19 protein-coding genes are annotated in these 18,820 nt (G+C 56.1%); 3 read left to right on the top strand and 16 right to left on the bottom strand.

The window, feature by feature from the left end; genetic code table 11:
* Nucleotides 1-8: 8 nt before the first annotated feature.
* The 4 genes from JYG33_RS13455 to JYG33_RS13440 all read right to left on the bottom strand — a co-directional run bounded on the left by JYG33_RS13455 (nucleotide 9) and on the right by JYG33_RS13440 (nucleotide 4,536).
* Nucleotides 9-1,142 (bottom strand): ABC transporter permease, encoded by a 1,134-nt coding sequence (locus JYG33_RS13455; RefSeq protein ID WP_207872683.1) that lies wholly within the window; start codon nucleotides 1,140-1,142, stop codon nucleotides 9-11.
* Entirely contained in the window at nucleotides 1,139-2,512 is a 1,374-nt protein-coding gene (locus JYG33_RS13450; protein WP_207872682.1) for an efflux transporter outer membrane subunit, read from the bottom strand. Before JYG33_RS13450 ends, JYG33_RS13455 begins: the two co-directional genes overlap by 4 nt.
* Before the next feature lie 108 nt (nucleotides 2,513-2,620).
* Entirely contained in the window at nucleotides 2,621-3,781 is a 1,161-nt protein-coding gene (locus JYG33_RS13445) for an ATP-binding protein (RefSeq protein ID WP_207872681.1), read from the bottom strand.
* Complete coding sequence (locus JYG33_RS13440) at nucleotides 3,766-4,536, bottom strand: response regulator (protein ID WP_207872680.1); 771 nt, start codon at nucleotides 4,534-4,536, stop codon at nucleotides 3,766-3,768. The genes JYG33_RS13445 and JYG33_RS13440 overlap by 16 nt, the downstream gene beginning before the upstream one ends.
* Nucleotides 4,537-4,935: 399 nt before the next feature.
* Here JYG33_RS13440 and JYG33_RS13435 point away from each other — a divergent pair, with 399 nt between their 5' ends.
* Complete coding sequence (locus JYG33_RS13435; protein WP_207872679.1) at nucleotides 4,936-6,378, top strand: catalase; 1,443 nt, start codon at nucleotides 4,936-4,938, stop codon at nucleotides 6,376-6,378.
* A gap of 104 nt (nucleotides 6,379-6,482) precedes the next feature.
* Complete coding sequence (locus JYG33_RS13430) at nucleotides 6,483-6,872, top strand: VOC family protein (protein ID WP_207872678.1); 390 nt, start codon at nucleotides 6,483-6,485, stop codon at nucleotides 6,870-6,872.
* Between the two features lie 121 nt (nucleotides 6,873-6,993).
* Here JYG33_RS13430 and JYG33_RS13425 read toward each other — a convergent pair whose 3' ends face one another.
* A complete protein-coding gene (locus tag JYG33_RS13425) occupies nucleotides 6,994-7,506 on the bottom strand; it encodes an HPP family protein (RefSeq protein ID WP_207872677.1) in 513 nt (170 codons plus the stop codon).
* Nucleotides 7,507-7,618: 112 nt separating this feature from the next.
* On the opposite strand from JYG33_RS13425, the gene JYG33_RS13420 reads away from it, so the two are divergent.
* Nucleotides 7,619-8,170: a TetR/AcrR family transcriptional regulator gene (locus JYG33_RS13420; RefSeq protein ID WP_207872676.1), complete on the top strand. Its 552-nt coding sequence runs from the start codon at nucleotides 7,619-7,621 to the stop codon at nucleotides 8,168-8,170.
* 129 nt (nucleotides 8,171-8,299) lie between these two features.
* Here the strand turns inward: JYG33_RS13420 and JYG33_RS13415 are convergent, their stop codons facing one another.
* The 11 genes from JYG33_RS13415 to JYG33_RS13365 form a co-directional block, all read right to left on the bottom strand.
* Nucleotides 8,300-9,007, bottom strand: a complete 708-nt coding sequence (locus JYG33_RS13415; RefSeq protein ID WP_207872675.1) for a TetR/AcrR family transcriptional regulator — start codon at nucleotides 9,005-9,007, stop codon at nucleotides 8,300-8,302.
* Between the two features lie 36 nt (nucleotides 9,008-9,043).
* Nucleotides 9,044-9,919 carry an oxygenase MpaB family protein gene (locus JYG33_RS13410; RefSeq protein ID WP_207872674.1) on the bottom strand — a complete coding sequence of 292 codons (876 nt, stop codon included), beginning with the start codon at nucleotides 9,917-9,919 and terminating at the stop codon, nucleotides 9,044-9,046.
* Nucleotides 9,920-9,941: 22 nt separating this feature from the next.
* Complete coding sequence (locus tag JYG33_RS13405; protein ID WP_207872673.1) at nucleotides 9,942-11,150, bottom strand: FAD-dependent monooxygenase; 1,209 nt, start codon at nucleotides 11,148-11,150, stop codon at nucleotides 9,942-9,944.
* A 93-nt stretch (nucleotides 11,151-11,243) separates the two neighbouring features.
* Nucleotides 11,244-11,861 carry an isochorismatase family protein gene (locus JYG33_RS13400; protein ID WP_207872672.1) on the bottom strand — a complete coding sequence of 206 codons (618 nt, stop codon included), beginning with the start codon at nucleotides 11,859-11,861 and terminating at the stop codon, nucleotides 11,244-11,246.
* On the bottom strand, nucleotides 11,858-12,898 hold the full coding sequence (locus tag JYG33_RS13395; protein WP_207872671.1) for a 2,5-dihydroxypyridine 5,6-dioxygenase: 1,041 nt from the start codon (nucleotides 12,896-12,898) through the stop codon (nucleotides 11,858-11,860). Before JYG33_RS13395 ends, JYG33_RS13400 begins: the two co-directional genes overlap by 4 nt.
* Nucleotides 12,899-12,917: 19 nt before the next feature.
* On the bottom strand, nucleotides 12,918-13,754 hold the full coding sequence (locus JYG33_RS13390) for an alpha/beta hydrolase (protein ID WP_279382241.1): 837 nt from the start codon (nucleotides 13,752-13,754) through the stop codon (nucleotides 12,918-12,920).
* On the bottom strand, nucleotides 13,754-14,482 hold the full coding sequence (locus JYG33_RS13385; protein ID WP_207872670.1) for an ABC transporter ATP-binding protein: 729 nt from the start codon (nucleotides 14,480-14,482) through the stop codon (nucleotides 13,754-13,756). Before JYG33_RS13385 ends, JYG33_RS13390 begins: the two co-directional genes overlap by 1 nt.
* Nucleotides 14,479-15,237 carry an ABC transporter ATP-binding protein gene (locus tag JYG33_RS13380; RefSeq protein ID WP_207872669.1) on the bottom strand — a complete coding sequence of 253 codons (759 nt, stop codon included), beginning with the start codon at nucleotides 15,235-15,237 and terminating at the stop codon, nucleotides 14,479-14,481. Before JYG33_RS13380 ends, JYG33_RS13385 begins: the two co-directional genes overlap by 4 nt.
* On the bottom strand, nucleotides 15,230-16,189 hold the full coding sequence (locus JYG33_RS13375) for a branched-chain amino acid ABC transporter permease (RefSeq protein ID WP_207872668.1): 960 nt from the start codon (nucleotides 16,187-16,189) through the stop codon (nucleotides 15,230-15,232). Before JYG33_RS13375 ends, JYG33_RS13380 begins: the two co-directional genes overlap by 8 nt.
* A complete protein-coding gene (locus JYG33_RS13370; protein WP_207872667.1) occupies nucleotides 16,190-17,065 on the bottom strand; it encodes a branched-chain amino acid ABC transporter permease in 876 nt (291 codons plus the stop codon).
* A gap of 44 nt (nucleotides 17,066-17,109) precedes the next feature.
* Entirely contained in the window at nucleotides 17,110-18,207 is a 1,098-nt protein-coding gene (locus tag JYG33_RS13365; RefSeq protein WP_243430180.1) for an ABC transporter substrate-binding protein, read from the bottom strand.
* Between the last annotated feature and the right edge of the window lie 613 nt (nucleotides 18,208-18,820).

The following is an 18,820-nucleotide window of genomic DNA, read 5'->3' as shown; positions in this document are numbered from 1 at the left end:
CTCCTGAATCAACGCAAGAGCAGGGACGGATCGGTGCGCCATAAAGCGCGTACCGCCATCACACTGGAGAGCAGAGACATCAGGCCCACCAGCACCGCGCAGGCCAAAGCCACCAGCGGCGTCATGGCCACCGGGACGTGATAGAAAGCCGCCAGAGCCAATAGCGCGGAACTGATCACCGCGGCCAGCACCATGCCCATTCCACCCACCATGCAAGACTGCTCGATTACCACTCGGGCCAGGGCGGCACGACTGGCTCCCAAGGCATTCAAGGTGGCGTACTCCCGCGCCGAACCGCCCACCACCGCGGCAAAGGACTGATTGGTAATCACGGCACCGACCAGGCACACAATCAAGGCCATGAACAACACGGCCATCCCTGCGCCGGTATCCAGCAACCAGTAGCGTTGTGAGCGCGAGGCAAACTGATCGGCCGTCCAGACTTCATAAGGGCCAAAGGCAGTGGTGCCATCGTTCAGGCGAGCCTTCACCAGCTCGGGGGCGATGCGGGTGTGAGCGACGTAATACGTGCTACCACGCAGCTCGGAGTCACCCTTGACCTCTCGAGCCGTATCCACAGAGGCCAGTACATTCACCCCTCCCAGCCCCCGCAAACCACGCAGCAAACCAACGACACGAACCGGCTTGCCATTGATCCAGGCGCGGCTGACATCACGATTCAAACCCAGGGTTTGCAGATCGGCCTCGTCCACAATGACCGCACCCGGCTCACGCAAACGGGCACGCATGGCTGGACTCAGCAACTGGTCAAACATCATGGCCCCCTCGCTGACCGACACGCCGGACAAGTACACCGAGACACTGCCGCTATCACTGGCCTGGGCACGCCAATCACCATCCACCCATTCATAAGGTTCGACCTCGACCACAGCCGGGTCCATCAGCAAGCGCATCGCCACATCGGGATCAATGGACTGCCCGAAATTCACGCTTTGCGTGCCTGGATAGCCCACCCACAAATCCGCTGAAGAGGCTTTGACGTAGATGGCCGCCGTCCCAAAAATCCCCAACACCAAGGCGGCCTGGGCGACCAGCATCAGCCCGGAAAACCCCACGGCCAATACGACGGGAACAAAGCGCCGCCATTCATAAATCAGCGTTTTACGTGCCAGTGCAATCATGGTTCTTGCTCGTCAGGCAAAGGCGCACCGCCCAGTGCTTTGTACAAAGCCACAAAGGCCAACACACGGCTGTCTTGCGCCAGTTCCAGGTCAGCCTGCGCCTTCAAACGGGCACGGCGTGCCTGCAATAAATCCGCCTCGCTGGACAGGCCCAAACCCAGCAAGGTTTTTTGACGTGTCTGGCTCTGTTCCAGAACTCCATTGGCCTGTTGCAGGGCCTGAATACGACTTTGCTGATTCACCAGCGCCGCCAAGGATTGCTCCACTTCCGACACCGCAGTCACCACCGCTTTGCGATAACCCAGCAAGGCCGCATCCAGCTCCCGTTCACTGGCCCGCACACGGGCACGGCGGGCGCCCCAATCCCACAGCGGAATATCCAGCATGGGGCCAATCGAGGGCACCGAGTCCGTGCTGGTACGCATGTTTTGGGTGATGTTGTAGGAATACAGGATGGAGCCACCCAAACGCAGGCGTGGATACAAGGCCGAACGCGCTACCCCTACCTGCGCAGCAGCCTGCAGCACTTCCGCCTGCGCCATGCTGATATCCGGGCGTATACGCACCAGATCAGCGGGTACTTGGCTCAAGGTAAAGGTTTGCGGCAAACGCGCCTGGGCACTCATGCCCCACAAGAAATCGGGTTGAGAGCGTCCCAGCAGCAGAGCCAAGGCACGGGCAGCCCGATCCGCACGCTCTTGCATGTTCAAGTACTGGTCTTGGGTCTGAGTCCGGATCAGTTGGGCTTGCTCTACCGCCTCGTAAGATCCCAAATGTGTCTGCAAACGCACTTGCGCCAAGGACAAGGCCTGCTCATCCAGCCTGGTTGTTTCTTCCAGCAAAGCCTGTTGGCGGCGAGCCTGGGCCAAATCCATATAGTTGCGTACGACGGCAGCCACCACCGCCACACGCATGCTTTGCAGATCAGCCTGGGCATAGCCCAAATCCGCCATGGCTTTCAGCCGGGCATTTTCCATGGCACCGAACAAGCCCAGCTCCCACACCATATCCAGGCTGGCATGAAAATACGCATCCTGCGCCGATACGTCCTGCACAGGATGGGCATCGGCATTCAGGGCGGGCAGAAACTTGCTGCTCCAGCGTTCGGTAATCTGGCGCTCACCCTGGACGCGGCTGACCATTTGAGCCAAATCCAGATTTTGGGCCAAGGCTTCCTGCACCAGGGCATCGAGCTGAGGGTCGCCCAGCACATGCCACCAGGCACGCAGCTCGACCACCGGCCCTTTATTGGCAATCTGGCTATCCCACTCCATCTCGCTGGTACGCGGCAGTTCAGGGACAAGCGGCGCGAAGCAAGCCGACAGTAAGGCGGCACACAATAGCGCCGAAACAAGACGAAGAATGGACAACAGAGTAGCCACTCCCAAGCACGAAATAAGAGATGGCTACAGCATGCACGGGCCACATTGCGTAGCCGTGCATAAATGATGGAGGAATGATGGAGATGAAGAAGCGGCTTAGTTCGTCGCGTTGCGATTGACCAGCGGAAAGCGCATTTGAACGCTGGCACCGCCTCGGGTAGAGGTGCCTACAAGGACACTGCCACCTTGCTGTTCAACCAGTGCCTGCACTATCGACAGCCCCAAACCCGAGGCATGGCGCTTGGTGCCGGGTTCCTGCGCAAAGCGCTCGAAAGGGCGGTCACGCATGGATTCAGGCAAGCCCGGGCCTGCATCGCTAATAGCCAGAGTGGCATGCCCCTCGCTGATTTCCAGCGAGATACCTACCCAACGCCCTTGCGCTGCGTAACGCAGGCAGTTTTCCAGCAAATTGCCAATAATCTGCCGCAGGCGATCCGGGTCCACCAGCACGCAAGCAGGTCCATCAGGTAAATCGGCCTCCAGCTCGAAGCCTTTTTCTTCCAGACGGGCATCGAAACGAGCCAGCTCTTCGGCTACCAAGGGCACCAGATCCAACTGCTCGCAATACAGGGACAAGCGCCCGGCAGATGCCAGCGAAATCGTATGCAGGTCACTGACCAGACGGCCCAGGTGCAAAGACTGCTGCAACAAACCGTGCATCTCCTGATCGCTGCTGGGAATAACGCCGTCCACAATCGCATGCAGACGGGCGCTTAACACGGCCAGGGGAGTGCGCAGCTCATGCGACAAGGAGGCTACCGTCATGCGTCGTTCGCGGTCCAAGGCCTCCAGCGAATCAATCATGTGATTGAAGTCGCGCACCATTTCGGCCATTTCACCGCGAGCCTGACCTTCATGCGCACGCACAGTAAAGTCACCTACCGCCACCCGGTTGGCCGCTTCTGCCATGGACTCCAAGGGCTGCATCACCCGGCGCGATACCCAGAATCCCGACCCCAAACCAAAGGGCAGGCCCACCAACAAGGTAAAGAGCAGCGTCAGGTATTCGCGGGTCCACGGGTCTCCCTGCCAGTACTCGCCATAAATCTGCATGGCGCGCGGGCCTTCTTCCAAACCCTGCACCACAAGCTGGTCGTACTCCAGGCGGATATCCGTAGGCAGAGAGCGGTAAAAGCGGTCTTCCTCATACCGCCAGAAAAGCAGTTGGGTGATGGCCAGCACAGCCAGGGTCACGACAATGGCAATGGCGACTGCCAGGCCAAAACGCACCCAAATTCGGTCTAGTACTCGCGCCATAAGCGATAGCCCACTCCACGTACCGCCTCAACCAGTTCACCCTGGCCCACAACCTGCAATTTGCGTCTCAGTTTGGAGATGTGGGAGTCAATGACGCGCTCCATGGCATTGCTCTCGGGCAGGCATTGTTCAATCAGATAATTACGGGAAAAGCAGCGGCGTGGTTGGGCGGCCAGGCAAGCCAGCAAGCGGAATTCCGTTACCGTCAGCGGCAAAGGCACGACACGGTCGCCCTCCACATGCACCAGGGCCACATGGTCCTGCTCATCAATTTCCAGACTGCCAACACGAATCCGGGTGCTGGGCGCAACAGCCCCTGTGCGACGCAGCACGGCGCGGACGCGGGCCACCACTTCTGCTGGGTTAAAGGGTTTGATGACGTAATCATCCGCCCCCAGACGCAGGCCCAGAAGCTTGTCCACATCGTCCGCCAGAGCCGTCACCAAAATGACTGGGGTTTGACCGGCATTACGAATAGCGCGCAGTACGTCCAGCCCATCCACACCGGGCAAATGAATATCCAGCAGGACCATATCCGGGCGCAGATCCCGAAACAATTGCAGAGCCTGAAACCCGTCACCCGCAATGGCGGTACGCAAGCCATCGCGGCGCAAATAAGCATCCAGCACGCTGGCAATATCGGGTTCATCTTCAACCACCAGCACCAGTTTTTGCAGGGTGTTATCGCGTGTGGAAGCTGCGTGTAAGGGGGAGTCGCCAAAAGAATGGCCACTGGCTTTGGGGGGCAAACTCATAAAGTCTCTGTGTCCTAATCCCTGCTAGGCGGTGCCCCGGAACAGGGGCAAAAGGTGCGTGAAAAGGCCGATCCCAACACAGCCCATTTAGTACACCGCAGTACGCCGCAGACGGCTGGGTGGATGATACACCTGCCCGAAATACTCTGTCCAACAGCGCTAAAGGCCCGTATTTAAAAACATTTATTAACTTTTTTCTGCGGCCCGATCGCAGAATTTTCATCCGCAGCGTTTCTACTTACCGCTATGATCAGGAGGAATGCCCCATCAATAGTAAAAAGCTATTCATTCACTAAAATCATTTGATTTAACTATTTCGACCAAGGCAAGTAGACTGATCCTAACTTCTTAAAACGACCCGCCCCCCTCGGTTCGGGTCAGCTTCAACGGAGAATCACAATGAGCAACAAAACCCTGACGACCGCCGCCGGCCGCCCTGTTGAGGAGAATCAGAACTCCATGACAGCCGGACCTCGTGGTCCCGTCCTGATGCAGGATTATTGGTTACTGGAGAAGCTGGCTCACTTTGACCGTGAACGTATCCCGGAGCGCGTCGTGCACGCCAAGGGCTCGGGCGCTTTCGGTACCTTTACCGTGACGCACGACATCAGCCAGTACAGCATGGCCAAGGTCTTCAAGCCAGGCAGCAAAACCCCCGTTTTCTTACGTTTTTCCACCGTAGCTGGTGAAGCAGGAGCCGCCGATGCAGAACGCGACGTTCGAGGATTTGCCCTCAAATTCTATACAGAAGACGGAAACTGGGACCTCGTGGGCAATAACACTCCTGTCTTCTTTATACGGGATCCACTGAAGTTCCCCGACTTCATCCACACACAGAAACGCGACCCTCGCAGCCACCTGCGCAACATGAGCGCCGCCTGGGATTTCTGGTCTCTGTCGCCCGAATCCCTGCACCAGGTCACCATCCTGATGAGCGACCGCGGTTTGCCCTGTAACCTGCGTCAGCAACACGGCTTTGGTTCGCACACCTACAGCCTGATCAACGACAAGGGCCAGCGTCACTGGGTGAAGTTCCACTTCAAATCCCAGCAAGGCATTGCCAACTACACCAACGAAGAAGCCGCCAAAGTCGTCGGACAAGACCGCGAGAGCTCGCAGCGCGATCTGTACGAGAACATTGAAAAGGGCAACTTCCCACGCTGGGCGCTGCGCATTCAGATCATGACCGAAGAGCAGGCTCGCACCTACCACATCAACCCCTTTGATGTGACCAAGGTCTGGCCACATGGCGATTTCCCACTGATCGACGTGGGCATGCTGGAACTGAACGAGAACCCCACCAACTACTTCGCCCAAGTGGAGCAAGCCGCCTTTACGCCTGCCAACCTGGTGCCCGGTATTGGCCACTCGCCCGACCGCATGCTGCAAGGCCGTATCTTTTCCTACGGCGACACCCAGCGCTACCGTCTGGGCGTGAACCACGGCCTGCTGCCGGTAAACGCACCGCGTTGCCCGTTCCACAGCTACCACCGCGATGGCGCCATGCGTACTGGCGACAATAACGGCGGCACGCTGAACTACGAGCCAAACAGCCAGGGTGAATGGCAACAGGCACCCCGCAGCGAACCACCTCTGGCGCTGGACGGCCAGCCTGCGGATCACTGGGATCACCGCGTGGACGATGATTACTACTCGCAACCCGGCAATCTGTTCCGCCTGTTCAACGATGAGGAAAAACAGCGTCTGTTCAGCAATATTGCCGACGCCATGGCCGGTGTTCCCAAGGAAACCATCGAACGTCAATTGGGCCACTTCACGAAAGCCGACCCTGCTTACGGTGCCGGTGTGAAAGCAGAACTGACAAAACGCGGTCAGCTTTAAACCCTGACCGGGCTGTTTAAGCCATCAAAGAATCGGCTCCCCATCTACAATCGGGGAGCCGATTTTTTTTGCACTGGCCCTGCGTTTTCCTACCGAGCCCCACTATGAAATTTGGCTACACGATTATCTACGTTCCCGATGTCAGCCAGGCACTGGACTACTTCAACCGCGCTTTTGGTTTGTCCACCAAAATGCTGCATGAAACCGGGCTGTATGGCGAACTGGAAACCGGCCAAACCACCTTGGCCTTTGCAGCGGAAATGCTGGCCTACATGAATTACCCAAAAGGTCATTTGTCACCGCACGCGTCAGAAGTGCCGCTGGGTATCGAAGTTGCCCTGGTCTGCGATGATGTGCCTGCAGCTCATGCCAAAGCGCTGGCAGAAGGGGGTACAGAACTGGCGCCGCCGCAGGATAAGCCTTGGGGGCAGGTGGTGTCTTATGTGCAGACGCCAGAGCGTGTTGTGGTGGAGTTGTGTACGCCGGTTAAATAAGATCGACGGGTTTGACGGCCAATGCCTATATGCACCGTAGCCGACATCAAACAGGCAGCTTCCCGATGAGAACATCCCTACCAGCCTCAAAACCCGTCATCGCCTTCACGAAACAGTTCCCTTAGTACCAGTACTTGGGCCAGGCTTGCTTATGCCCCAAGTTGTTGATCACCAGAGCGATCACCACCAGCACAATAGAGCCCAGCAAAGAGGGTACAAACAAGTAAGACCAGGAAGCCTCGCCTGCCAGCAGGATCACCAAAGGATCCGCTCCGGCAGGCGCATGCAAAGTACGACTGGCGTGCATCAAGGCGATGGCCAAGCCCACCGCCAGGCCCATTTCCAAGGGCCCTGCACCTACATATTTCGCAATCACTACTCCCACCAGACTGGCAATAAAATGCCCGCCGATCACGCTGCGTGGCTGCGCCAAGGGCGAATCCGCTGCGGCGAACAACAAGGCACATGTCGCTCCGAAGGGTGCCATCATCAAGGGCAAGCCAAACTGCTGCGTTAAATAGGCAATCACCATGATGCCTATAGTTCCCCCCAGAAAACTGAGCAAAACCTGCCTGCTTTGCGGCCGTGGCGGCAGTACACCGCCCCCTTGAATTCGAGAAAAAATAAAGCGCATCCTGGGCTCCAAAAACAAAATAGACCGATCGGTCTATCTACTGGCGTGTACAATAATTACTCTGCCTGACGCTGTCAAACTTTCCCAGGGTCAAACTGTTGAGTCAAAAACGATGAAAAACACCAAACGCGATACGATTTTGGAAACGGCGTTGCGCCTTTTCAGCCAGTATGGCTACGGCAATGTCGGGATTGAGCGCATCATCTCCGAGTCCGATGTAGCCCGCATGACGGTTTACAAGCAATTTGGCACCAAAGATGGCCTGATCAAGGAAACCTTGCACCTGCGACATCGGAACTTCATGGAAGATTTACTCCAGTATCTGGAGCCGCATGAACGCTCTCAGGACAAGATTCAGGCGCTGTTCCAGTGGCATCAAAACTGGTTCCAGTCACCGGATTTTCATGGCTGCATGTTCATCAAGGCATCGGAAGAATTCGGGGCGGTGAACCCTCAGCCTTGCGTGATTGCACAAGAGCACAAGCTAGCTATCCTGGCGCTGATAGAAGCGATTTTGCAGGAGCCTTTTGGTGACCAAGCCCACCAGCAAGCTTTGCTGGTTTTCATCTGCCTGGAAGGCCTGATCGTCCACGCCAATATGTTCCCTGGCAAGGATCTGACTCAAGAGATTTTCAAGGCTTTACAGCCTTTGCTGGCGCGCTGAGCAGGGCACCACACAGCAAAAACTGCTGGCGTCGACCCTGATTGCAGAATGGGGCAAAAATCATCGCAAAGCAGAGAACTCGATGGAGTTCCTGAAGACCCGCACACCGAGAAAGTACAGCTGCTTAAATCAAGCCTTGCCCTGCAAGACAACCGGCGCAGCCAACAAACCGGCGGAGACAAAGGCAATGATCTGCTCAAGAATCTCGTCGGTATTGTTGGGGTCACAAATTCCTGGCGCCAGCTCTTCCAGTCGGTGTGTATCGGAGAAGGCATACATATAGGCCCCGATCATCAGGACCACACGCCAGTACACGTCCTTAGCCTGCAGCTCTGGCAGTATTTCTTCCAGAATCTGTACATACGCACGTGTTGAGCCGTCATAGGCTTCGTTACGCAGCTTGTAGGAAATCTCGGCTGGCTCTGTGTGCAAACGTGCTTGCAACCGTAAAAACCGCCTGCCTCCGGGCGTCTCTCGCAAGGCAATGGTGGGTGCCAGGAAAGCACGCACCACATCATCGACCAGGACCTTTCCATCTTGGTCGCGCAAGGCATGCAAGCGCCGCAGACGCTCATCGGAAATGGTTTTGCCTCGGCGGATGAACACGGCCTCAAACAGGCCGTATTTGGAACCAAAGTAGTAGTTGATCAGGGCTTGAGTCACCGCCGCTTTCTGAGCGATAACGCGCAAGGTGGTTCCGGCATAGCCAGTCTCGGAAAACTCTTCCTCGGCGGCGTCCAAGATCCGCTCTGACGTGTTGTCACCCACCCCTTCCGGGCGTCCGGGCTTATCCCGCTTGACCCAGGAGCTATCCGACGACAAAGTTACACGGCCCATATTTGCCTCAAAATTTGATTCATTCTTATCTACAAGCTAAGCCAGATTTGCGACGCGACGCCGTGCCCGATGCACAGAGCCATTACGTGTGGCCCAACGCAAGACGCCAGCAACGCTGTTCACCACCTTGCGCCGCCACCACATGGATGCCGTGCTGGGGCGATGCTCAAAACAGCGTTGAGCCCACTCTGGCAGCATATCCAGCGCCGCTAACAGAAATACCCTGGCAACCCAAGCCTTAGGCCCCTTAAACAGGGTATGTGAAGACATTAAAATTGTAGCCACTTCCTGGGTTCGCGCATCAACGCGTAATGTCTTGCTCGGTTCTGCAAACAAAGCCCTCAGGCTCTCTGCATCCATCACCAGTCCATCTGCACCCAATAACACTGCCACTTTCGAGTATTGCGCGACGTAGCGATCCTGCTGCTCCGGCGCCAGTTTGGCATTACGCCAACGCAGATGAGATTGCAGAAAACAGTACACCTGCGTGTGATGTACCCAGCGCAGCAATTCGGGATCATTAGCATCGTAAGGCGTGCCATCCGGCAATTGCCCATGTATGTGCTCGTGCACCCGCCGCACCTGATCAATGCAACGCTCGGCCTGCTCTGTGCCTGCATAACTGACTGCCGAGATGAACTGTGCCGTTCGGCTCAGGCGCCCCTGCATATCCTGGCGAAAGCGGGAGTGATCCCAGACCCCGGCCAATACCTTCGGGTCCAGCATCTGCAAGCACAATGCAGAAATCCCCCCCAACATCATGGAGGTGAAATCTGCATGCACTTCCCACACAGCGGACTGTGGACCAAACAAACCGGGGTCACCCGCAGGCGTCGTAAAGTCTACCGGGCTGCCTTGCAGGCCGGTAATGATGTGAATCTGGTTCTCAACATACTGACGTATCGACAGCAAAACGCTTCCCCCGGCCTACTCGTTAAACCTGTAATGCTTTCGGCTGAAAATCAGTAGCATTATATGAATAAACCCAGTCCGTCTTGATGCCGCCCGCGTGCGGATTCTTCTTCTGCTGCTCACGGTATTCCGCATCACGCTTGGCCTTGGCTTCGCTATCAGACAAGTGATAGGTACGGCCGCGCTCACGCGCTTCCAGTTGCACCCGGCTGGTACGTGGCAAACGCTCCGCTTCGTAAAGCGACAAGGCCGTATCCAGATCATCCGGCAAAGCAGCTAGCGCAACAGCCAATACATAGGCGTCCTCGATGGCCATTGCCGCACCCTGAGACAGGAAGGGCAGCATCGGATGTGCCGCATCACCCAGCAAGGTCACACGGCCTGCCGACCATTTGCTCATAGGGTCGCGATCAAACAGCCCCCAGCGATAAACATCCGTTACACGCTCGAAAAGCTTGACGATATTGGGGTGCCAATCCTTGAAGTCCTGCATCATTTCCTGCTGAGTACTGCGTGCATTCCAGGACTCTTCCACCCAACTGGCCGTTTCATTAACCGCCACAATATTCACAGCCTTGCCGCCATTCACGTAGTAGGTCACCACATGACTTTTAGGGCCCAGCCAGAAGGAGGATTCGGGTGCCACGAAATCGGGCATTTCATCAAAAGGCACCACTGCCCGATAGCACATATTGCCGGTGAATTTAGGCTCTTCCTCCCCGAAAATGGAGCGACGTACTTCCGAACGCACGCCATCAGCACCCACGATCAGATCGGCCTCGAAACTGGAGCCGTCAGCAAAATGCGCCACAGCCTTGCCTTCTTGTTGCGACACACCCGTGCACTGGGCATTAAAGGTGACCGTCGTCGTGTCCAGAAGCTCGGTCAGCAAATGATGCAGATCCGCGCGATGCACGTGGAAAAATTCCGCACCATACAACTGTGGGCAATCGCTCTTTAAAGGAATACGGAAGCTTTCCTCTCCACTGGACCAATCCCGCCCCACCAGAGCCTCCGGCAAAAACCCGACCTTGGCCAGCGCATCGTGTGCACCTAATGCCTTGAGCACCTTGACGGCATTCGGAGTCATCTGGATCCCGGCACCGACCTCGCCAAAGGCGGCGGCTCGTTCAAACAAATGCACTTCCATGCCGCGCTGCTCCAGGGCTGCTGCCAAGGTTACGCCACCAATACCACCGCCTATCACACCCACTTTCAATGTTTTTTTCATGCTGTACATCCTCGGTGTTTGGGCCTTAGGCAGCCCAAATCCCCCAAATTAATTAAACAAATAAATAATAAATAAGCCAAAAAACCGATAGCCCTAAACCAACAGCAAAGGACGCAAGTCCGCATACGGGCGAACCTCGCCGTACTTCTGTTGAATATCAAACAGGCTCGCGTCGTGAGGCTCCTTGGCTCGATCACCAACGCAATCTGCCAATACAAAAGGGCGCAAACCGCAGGACATGGCATCAACAACGGAGGCACGGACACACCCGCTGGTGGTTGCGCCAGCAATCAGCAAGGTCTGCACAGCCCGCTCCGCCAACCAGGCAGCCAGAGCCGTCCCAAAAAAAGCTGACGGAACCGTTTTACGCACGACCAGCTCACCCGGTGCAGGCTTCAAGGCATCGACAATGGCACTGGCTGGGTTGTGCTCTCGAAGCTGCACCAAACCGGGGACTTTAAGACCGAATACATTGCGGTCCGCACTGTCATCTGCAAAGACGATACGGCTGTGCGCCACCGGCCAGTTCTGTGCCCGTGCATCCGCCAGAACCGTGCGCGTTTGCTCAATGGCTTCCAGAATATTTCCACCACCAAATGCCTGGGGATCTGCAAAACCGTTAACGAAATCCACAATTAACAGCCCTACATGGCCTTCAAGCTCCAGCCCTTGCCCAAACCCCTGTCGCTCGTAAACACTCTGGCTGCTCATGCCAACGCCTCCACCACTTTGCCCTCCCGCACAGTCTCGCGACCATCGACGGTCACGGTGCAGGCACGCAGCGGAATATCGATGTGGCAAGCCGTTGTGCGATCGCCCCCGACTTCATTATTGGGACCAAAGGAGAACAAGAAATTGCCTGCGTAGGCACGGGCATCCATGCCCAGGGTTTGCTCCTTGTCGTAAAGGCCCAGCGTGGACCAGTGAGCACGGGGCTGCAGACCCCAGCCTATGTGGGACATGGCGTAGGCTTCAGGATCGTTGAACGAGGCCATATATTCACGCAGCAGCTCGGCATCCAGCCCGCCCTCAATCGAGGTCACCACGCCGTTCTCGACCATCATGGTGATGGGGTCGGCCACATAGGACTTCATGGGCAATAAAATGTCGCCCCGATCAATCACGATGCGACCCTGTACCTGCCCCTCGTTTGGCCAGGTCAGGATGAAGCCGCTGGGCCAGTGATCCCAGCGCCCAGGCTCATCCACAAAGCCATATTCCTTCATGATCGGATACTCACCCAACGGCATCACCAGATCAGTTCCAGCCTTGGATGTCGCTCGCATTTCACGAGCCCCCTGCAACACCTGCGCCGAACGCTCCACACGCTCCTTGTCCTTTAGGGACGGCACCATACGCACCAGCACCTCGGGCGGCTCGGCTGCCAGGAGAATTTTGGTACCGGATTTAAGAATCTCGTGCTGTTCAGGAGAGAACAGCAGGGTCATCAAATCCAGCACCAAGTCGCTGGCTTTAAGGGCGGCAATCGCTGCCGGGTTATCCGTCAGCGGAGTCGTACCCAGATAAGCCAAAAGATCACGGCTCAAGGCCTTTTCGGCATTCACCGGCAACAAATCCACCTGCATCTGGGTCGCGCCCAAAGCCGCCACGGCCAGCTTGGCCGTAGCCAAGGTTTGGGGATGCGTATTCAGGCTCGTCAGAATGGTGACCATCTGTCCCGCCTTCACTCCAGAAAGACTCAGCACCTCGTTCCAGGCCTGAACCATTTGATGATCAGATACAGCCATCTTCCACTCCTGTTTCTTGTTAAAAGGTAAGGCCCAGAAAGGTGCCCAATGCGCGATAAAAGCCTTCCTCGTCATCCCAGGGAATCATGTGTCCAGCGCCTGGCACACGTAAGACCTGCAAGTCGGGCTTCAAGGACTGCGCCTCTTTACTATCCTCATCGCGAATGACATCCCCCTTGCCCGCCACCATCAGGGCCACCTTCCAGTCATTGAGCTGACTGAAGTCCGGGAACGCATCGTCGGTGTGGAACCACTCGTAGCTGTCCGTCACCGCACGCACATCGCAGGTGTGCAGCCACTGGGCGCGCAAGGCAAGCTGCTCGGGAGTCCAGGTCGGGCAAAACTGCCGCATCTGTTCGGCGTTCATGCCCTTTTGAGCTTGTGCAATCGAATCGGTGTACCAAGCGATATTCGACGGGTAGGGGCGTCGCCCAGGGCCGGATACCGGTGGGTCCACGAGCACCATGGCCGCTCCCTTGGTCAGCCCTCGACTGGCGGCACGCAACAGAATGCGCGCCCCCATGGAGTGCCCCACATAAATGGGGGATTCAAGCGCCAGCTCCCGGACGAACTCGCACAGATCATCCGCGCACGCATTCACGCCATAATCCAGATCTGCGCCCGATTGGGACAGGCCACGACCACGTACATCAAGCACATACACATCAAAATGCAGGGCCAGACGCTCTGCCACAAATCCCCAAGTAGGGGCAGGGCTGGTGATCCCCGGCACCAGTACCAAGGCAGGTCCGGGACCGGCATAGCGCAAGTAGTGCTGCCGTATGCCGTTGGCGTGAACATGGGCGCCGTAGCTGAGGCGCGATGGGAGTTCTACCGTCTTGTTCATGCTCATCATCAGCCTCCCAGGTAAGCGCTCAAGAGCTCAGGATCTTTCAACATGCTGACGCTGTCTTTCTCTGCAATAACGCGCCCTGTTTCCAGCACATAGGCTCGACTGGCTACGTTCAGCGCGTTATGCACGTTCTGTTCCACCACCAGAATGGACACTCCATGCTCACTGATGTCCCGCACTACTTGAAAGACCTCCAGAGCCATCTTGGGACTGAGTCCCAAGGAGGGTTCATCCAGAATCAACAGTTCCGGTTCTGACATCAATGCCCGGGCAATCGCCAGCATTTGCTGCTCACCGCCGCTAAGCGTGCCTGCCAGTTGCTTGTATCGCTCTTTAAGACGCGGGAAGCGATGAAACGCGATGCCTTTACGCCGCTCCACTTCAGTCTTGGACTTGATCAGATAAGCGCCCAGATCCAGGTTGTCCTCAACGGTCATTTCAGGCCACACATGCCGCTCTTCAGGGCAGTGCGCCAAACCCAGCTTCAGAATATGTTCAGGGCTACGACCACTGATCACCTGTCCCTTCCAGGTGATCTGGCCAGAAGTAGGGCGGATCAGGCCGGAGATTGCGCGCAGCGTAGTGGATTTCCCCGCACCATTCGCCCCCAGAATGGCCACGACTTCACCAGGCTGCACATGCAAGCTGACGCCATGCAGGGCCGTCAAATTGCCATAACCCGCCACCACATCCTGCAAAGCCAATAAAGGTTCAATGTCCTGTTTACTCATGCCGCTTTCCCCATATAGGCTTCCAACACTTGTTCATTAGCCTGAATCTGCGCAGGTGTACCCGTCGCCAGTTTTTTGCCAAAGTTCATGACGACGATCTGGTCAGACACACGCATGATCAAGCCCATGTTGTGCTCTACCAGCAAAATGGACTCCACCCACTGCCCTGGTAGTTGTTTGAGCAAGTCGGCCAAGCCTTCTGCCTCGTGGGTGTTGAGTCCTGCCGCTGGTTCATCCAGCATCAGCAATCTGGGTTTGGCGCTAAGGGCGACACCCACTTCCAGCAGCCGAAGCTCGCCGCACGACAAGGAGCTGGCCAATACATCAGCACGCTTGGCCAAGCCAATCTGATCGAGAATACGGCGGGCCGAGACGATGATTTCCTGCTCGGTTTTTGCCTGCTCCTTGCTGGGCCAGAAAGTGCGCCACAAGGGTGCCCGATCGACCAAATAATGGGCATGAACCAGATTGTCGAAAACACTCAAAGCCCGCAGCACATTAGTCTTTTGAAAAGTACGAATGACGCCCTGCTGTGCCATGCGATAAGGCTTGCTGGCCGTAACCTCTTTGCCATCCCACAACACCCGCCCACGAGTAGGCTGATAGAAGCCGGTGATAAGGTTGAAGCACGTTGTTTTGCCAGCGCCATTAGGCCCGATCAAGCTGACGATTTGTCCGGCAGGAACTGTGAAATCAATATCCTGGACCGCATGAATACCGCCAAAGGATTTGCTGAGACCGCTTACTTCAAGCATGACGCGTCCTCCCAAATAGATGATGAAAACGCTGCTGCACAAATCCCATGATTCCATCCGGTGCAAACAGCACCGAGGCCATGACGATCAATCCAAACAGGGACAGGCGCAGTTCCTTGAATTCGCGTAAGTACTCTTCCAGCAAGGCCACCACAATGGCCCCGGCAATCGGACCCAGCAAAGTGCCTTTACCACCCAGCAAAACGATGATGATCATGGTCGCTGTAAACGGGAAACCGAAGACTTCAGGCCCTACAAAACTGATGTAGCTGGCGTAGTACGCCCCGGCAATCCCCGCCAGAAAGGCGGCCACAACAAAGACAAACTGCGAGTAGCGAAAGGGATCAATACCGACCGATTGAGCAACATAGTTGTTCTCTCGCAAGGTGACGGCAGCACGGCCTGCACTGGAATGCACCAGGCGGTAGCAGATGTAGAAAGTGATGGCGGCCAACACAATGCCCATCACCACAAAACCCCGCTTTCCAGCCAGCCAAGGAGACATGTCCAGCAGGGCGGGATGAGCCACACCCGAGATGCCCATCGGCCCATTGGTCAGGTCCACCCAGTTATTGGCCAGCAGGCGCAGGACCTCTGCAAAGGCCAAAGTCACAATGACAAAGAAGGGGCCATTCAGACGCAAAGTCACGCGCCCAATCACATAACCCGCCGCAGCCGCAATCACGGCTGCCGCTGCAATCGTCAAGGTGACGGGCCAGCCCACTGCGGGCGAGCTCAGAATGGCGACCGAATACGCGCCCAGGCCAAAAAATGCCACGTGACCCAGCGGGAACTCCCCCACATAACCAATGATCAAGTTCAGGCTGCTGGCCAGTACGCTATACATCAGCACCAGTACCAAGATGTGCAGCAAATAATCGTTCTGCACGAAACAAGCGAGCAACGCCGACAAGGCCAGGAAGCCCACCATAAAGTGACGTTCTATTTTCATTTACGCGCGCTCCGCTCGAACCGAAAACAAACCATAGGGGCGGAAGAACAGAATCAAGATAACCAGGGCAAAGCCCACCATGTCCGCTGTCCCCGTTTGCACATAACCTCCCCAAAGCGCTTCTGCCACGCCCAGGATCAAGCCGCCCAGAATGGCACCACCGAAATTGCCCATCCCGCCCAGAATGACCACCACAAAGGCCTTCAAACTGATCAGGCCACCGATCGAAGCCTGCGCGACATAGATGGAGCTGAGCAACATGCCCGAGGTTGCCGCCAGAACCACACCCAATGCGAAGGTGGAGGCATAAATAGTGGCGGTGTTGATACCGACCAGACTGGCTGCCGTGGAGTCCTGAAAGGTGGCCCGCATGGCTTTACCCAGGCGGGTTTTCTGGATCAGCAAACGCGCACCAACGATGGCCGCAATAGACATCCCGATCGCAAAAATCCGCACCTCGGTGATGAATATCGGCCCAAGAAACATCGGCGTATTGGGCACCGGCGCGACCACTTTCAGAGGCGCCGTGCCCACGATCATCAAGGCAGTATTCGTCAGGAAAATCGACAAACCGATAGTCAGCAAAATGCCGGGCTCCGGTCCCTTGTCACGGATACGGGCAATCAGGAAGCGATCCAGCAACCATCCAAACAAAGCGACGATCACCACAACCAGCGCCAAGCCCACAAAGAAGTTCAGCTCCAGTTGCTGGGTCACCAGCCAGCCCAGCAAACCGCCGATCATGTAGAACTCGCCATGGGCAAAGTTCACCAATCGCATCAGGCCAAAAATCAAGGTCAGACCCAAGGCCGATAGCGCGTAGAACGTCCCGTTAACCAGTCCATTGGCAATGAACTGCAGCAATAAATCAAACACAATGCCCCCTCATCAAACGATAAAATCCGCAGATCACCGTGCTCTTAGTCCGCCGTTACTTTTGCCTGAGCAACAATTTCCGGCTGCCCGCCTTGAAGCTTCACCAACACGGCATCAAAGCCATAGCCCTGGCGTTTTTCATTGAATTTAAAGTTGCCATTGGGGCCGTTGTAATCCGTCGCTGGCAGCGCCAGGCGGATCTTGTCCGGGTCAGCTTCCCCAGCGCGTTCAATCGCATCCATGATGATGTTCATCGCGTTATAGCCAGCTACCGAGTACTTGCCGGGCAACTCGCCATACTCTTTCTGATAGGACTGCACGAACTCCATATTTTCGGGACGCTGCAAAGTGTGCGCGTAAGGAACCGCCGCATGAATGCCTTCTGATGCAGAGCCTGCCAGATTCACGAAGTCAGCCGTCGCCCAGCTACCCACGCCAAAAATCAGACTCTCCAGTCCCACTTCCTTCATCTGTTTGACAAGGATCGAGCCGTCCTGAGTTTCGGCTGCCACAAAAACACCATCCGGTTTGGCGGCCCGTACCCGCGTCAACAGCGTGTAGAAGTCTGTGGTGCCATGGTCGAAATACAGCTTTTGCACGGTTTCACCGCCCAAGGCTTCGATCTGGCTGGAGAACTCCTCCATGCCGCCCCGGCCCCAGTCATCATTCACCCCGATATAGGCGATCTTTTTCAGCTTGAGCTGCTCGACCAAGATCGTTGCGAAGGCATGGGCCAGCAAACCATCGGTTTCTGCAGTCCGGAAGAACCACTCGTTGCCACGCTCGGTCAAATCACTTTTTGACGACACGCCCGAGAGCAGGGGCACTTTGTACTTTTGCGCCACGCTCATGGCCGCTATGGTGGCGGAGCTGCAAAAGGCGCCAGAAATAATCGGCACCTTGTCTTTCTGAATCAGTTTTTCAGCCGCGTTCACGGTTTTGGAGGGCTGGCATTCTCCATCCTCAATAGCCAGTTCCACCTGTTTGCCCAGGACCCCACCACGAGCATTTCGCTCTTTGACAGCCAACTTGGAGCCATTCACATCGGCCTCCCCGTTGTAGGCCACCGACCCGGTCAAAGGCTGAATCACACCAATCTTGATGGTTTGCGCTTGCACGGCCCCCACAGCACCAAGCGTCATGAGCAACCCCATCGTCAATATCGTCTTGCGCACCTGTATCTCCTTTCCTTGGTTTTTAATTAACTGATTGATTATTTCTATTTTGAAATATTATTAACTGACTAGCCAATAAATAAAATATAGGGAATTCCCTACAAACTTAAAATAGTTTTTTGTTGTTATCTATCAGATACTTAATGGACTTAAAGCAGCTTCAACAGATCATTGAGGCCAGTCGAAGCCTGCTTGCAGGCCCAATCTTTGGGACAACTTTCAAGTGCTCATTGAAGGGGTGAGCCAGAGGTATTTCGGCTACTCCTAGGCTGCCTACGAAGCGAAAACCCGATGCTTCAGCACATAGATAATCAGCTCCCTTTTCGGGCCACGAAGCCACTTTCTGATGATGAAATGCAGCCCAAAAGCTGGCCTCACACGAGGCACAGCCAACAGGCTGGGAAGGAGCCGGTTCCCTTTTTGAAATCGCCATAAAAAAACGGACCTGATTTGGCATCAGGCCCGCATTCCAGCTTTTCTGCGCTAACAAGTTTTGCGCAGTTAGCTACTACTAGCAATTTCTCCCCCTGTTCCATAAGAACTGAGCTGAAACGCTAGCCAGTACGCATCGGGCTTGATG

It is taken from the genome of Alcaligenes sp. SORT26, from assembly GCF_017377875.1.
GTDB classification, from domain to species: domain Bacteria; phylum Pseudomonadota; class Gammaproteobacteria; order Burkholderiales; family Burkholderiaceae_B; genus Alcaligenes; species Alcaligenes parafaecalis.
Note: the sequence above shows the minus strand (reverse complement) of the source record. Positions and strands in the feature narration are given on the sequence as shown.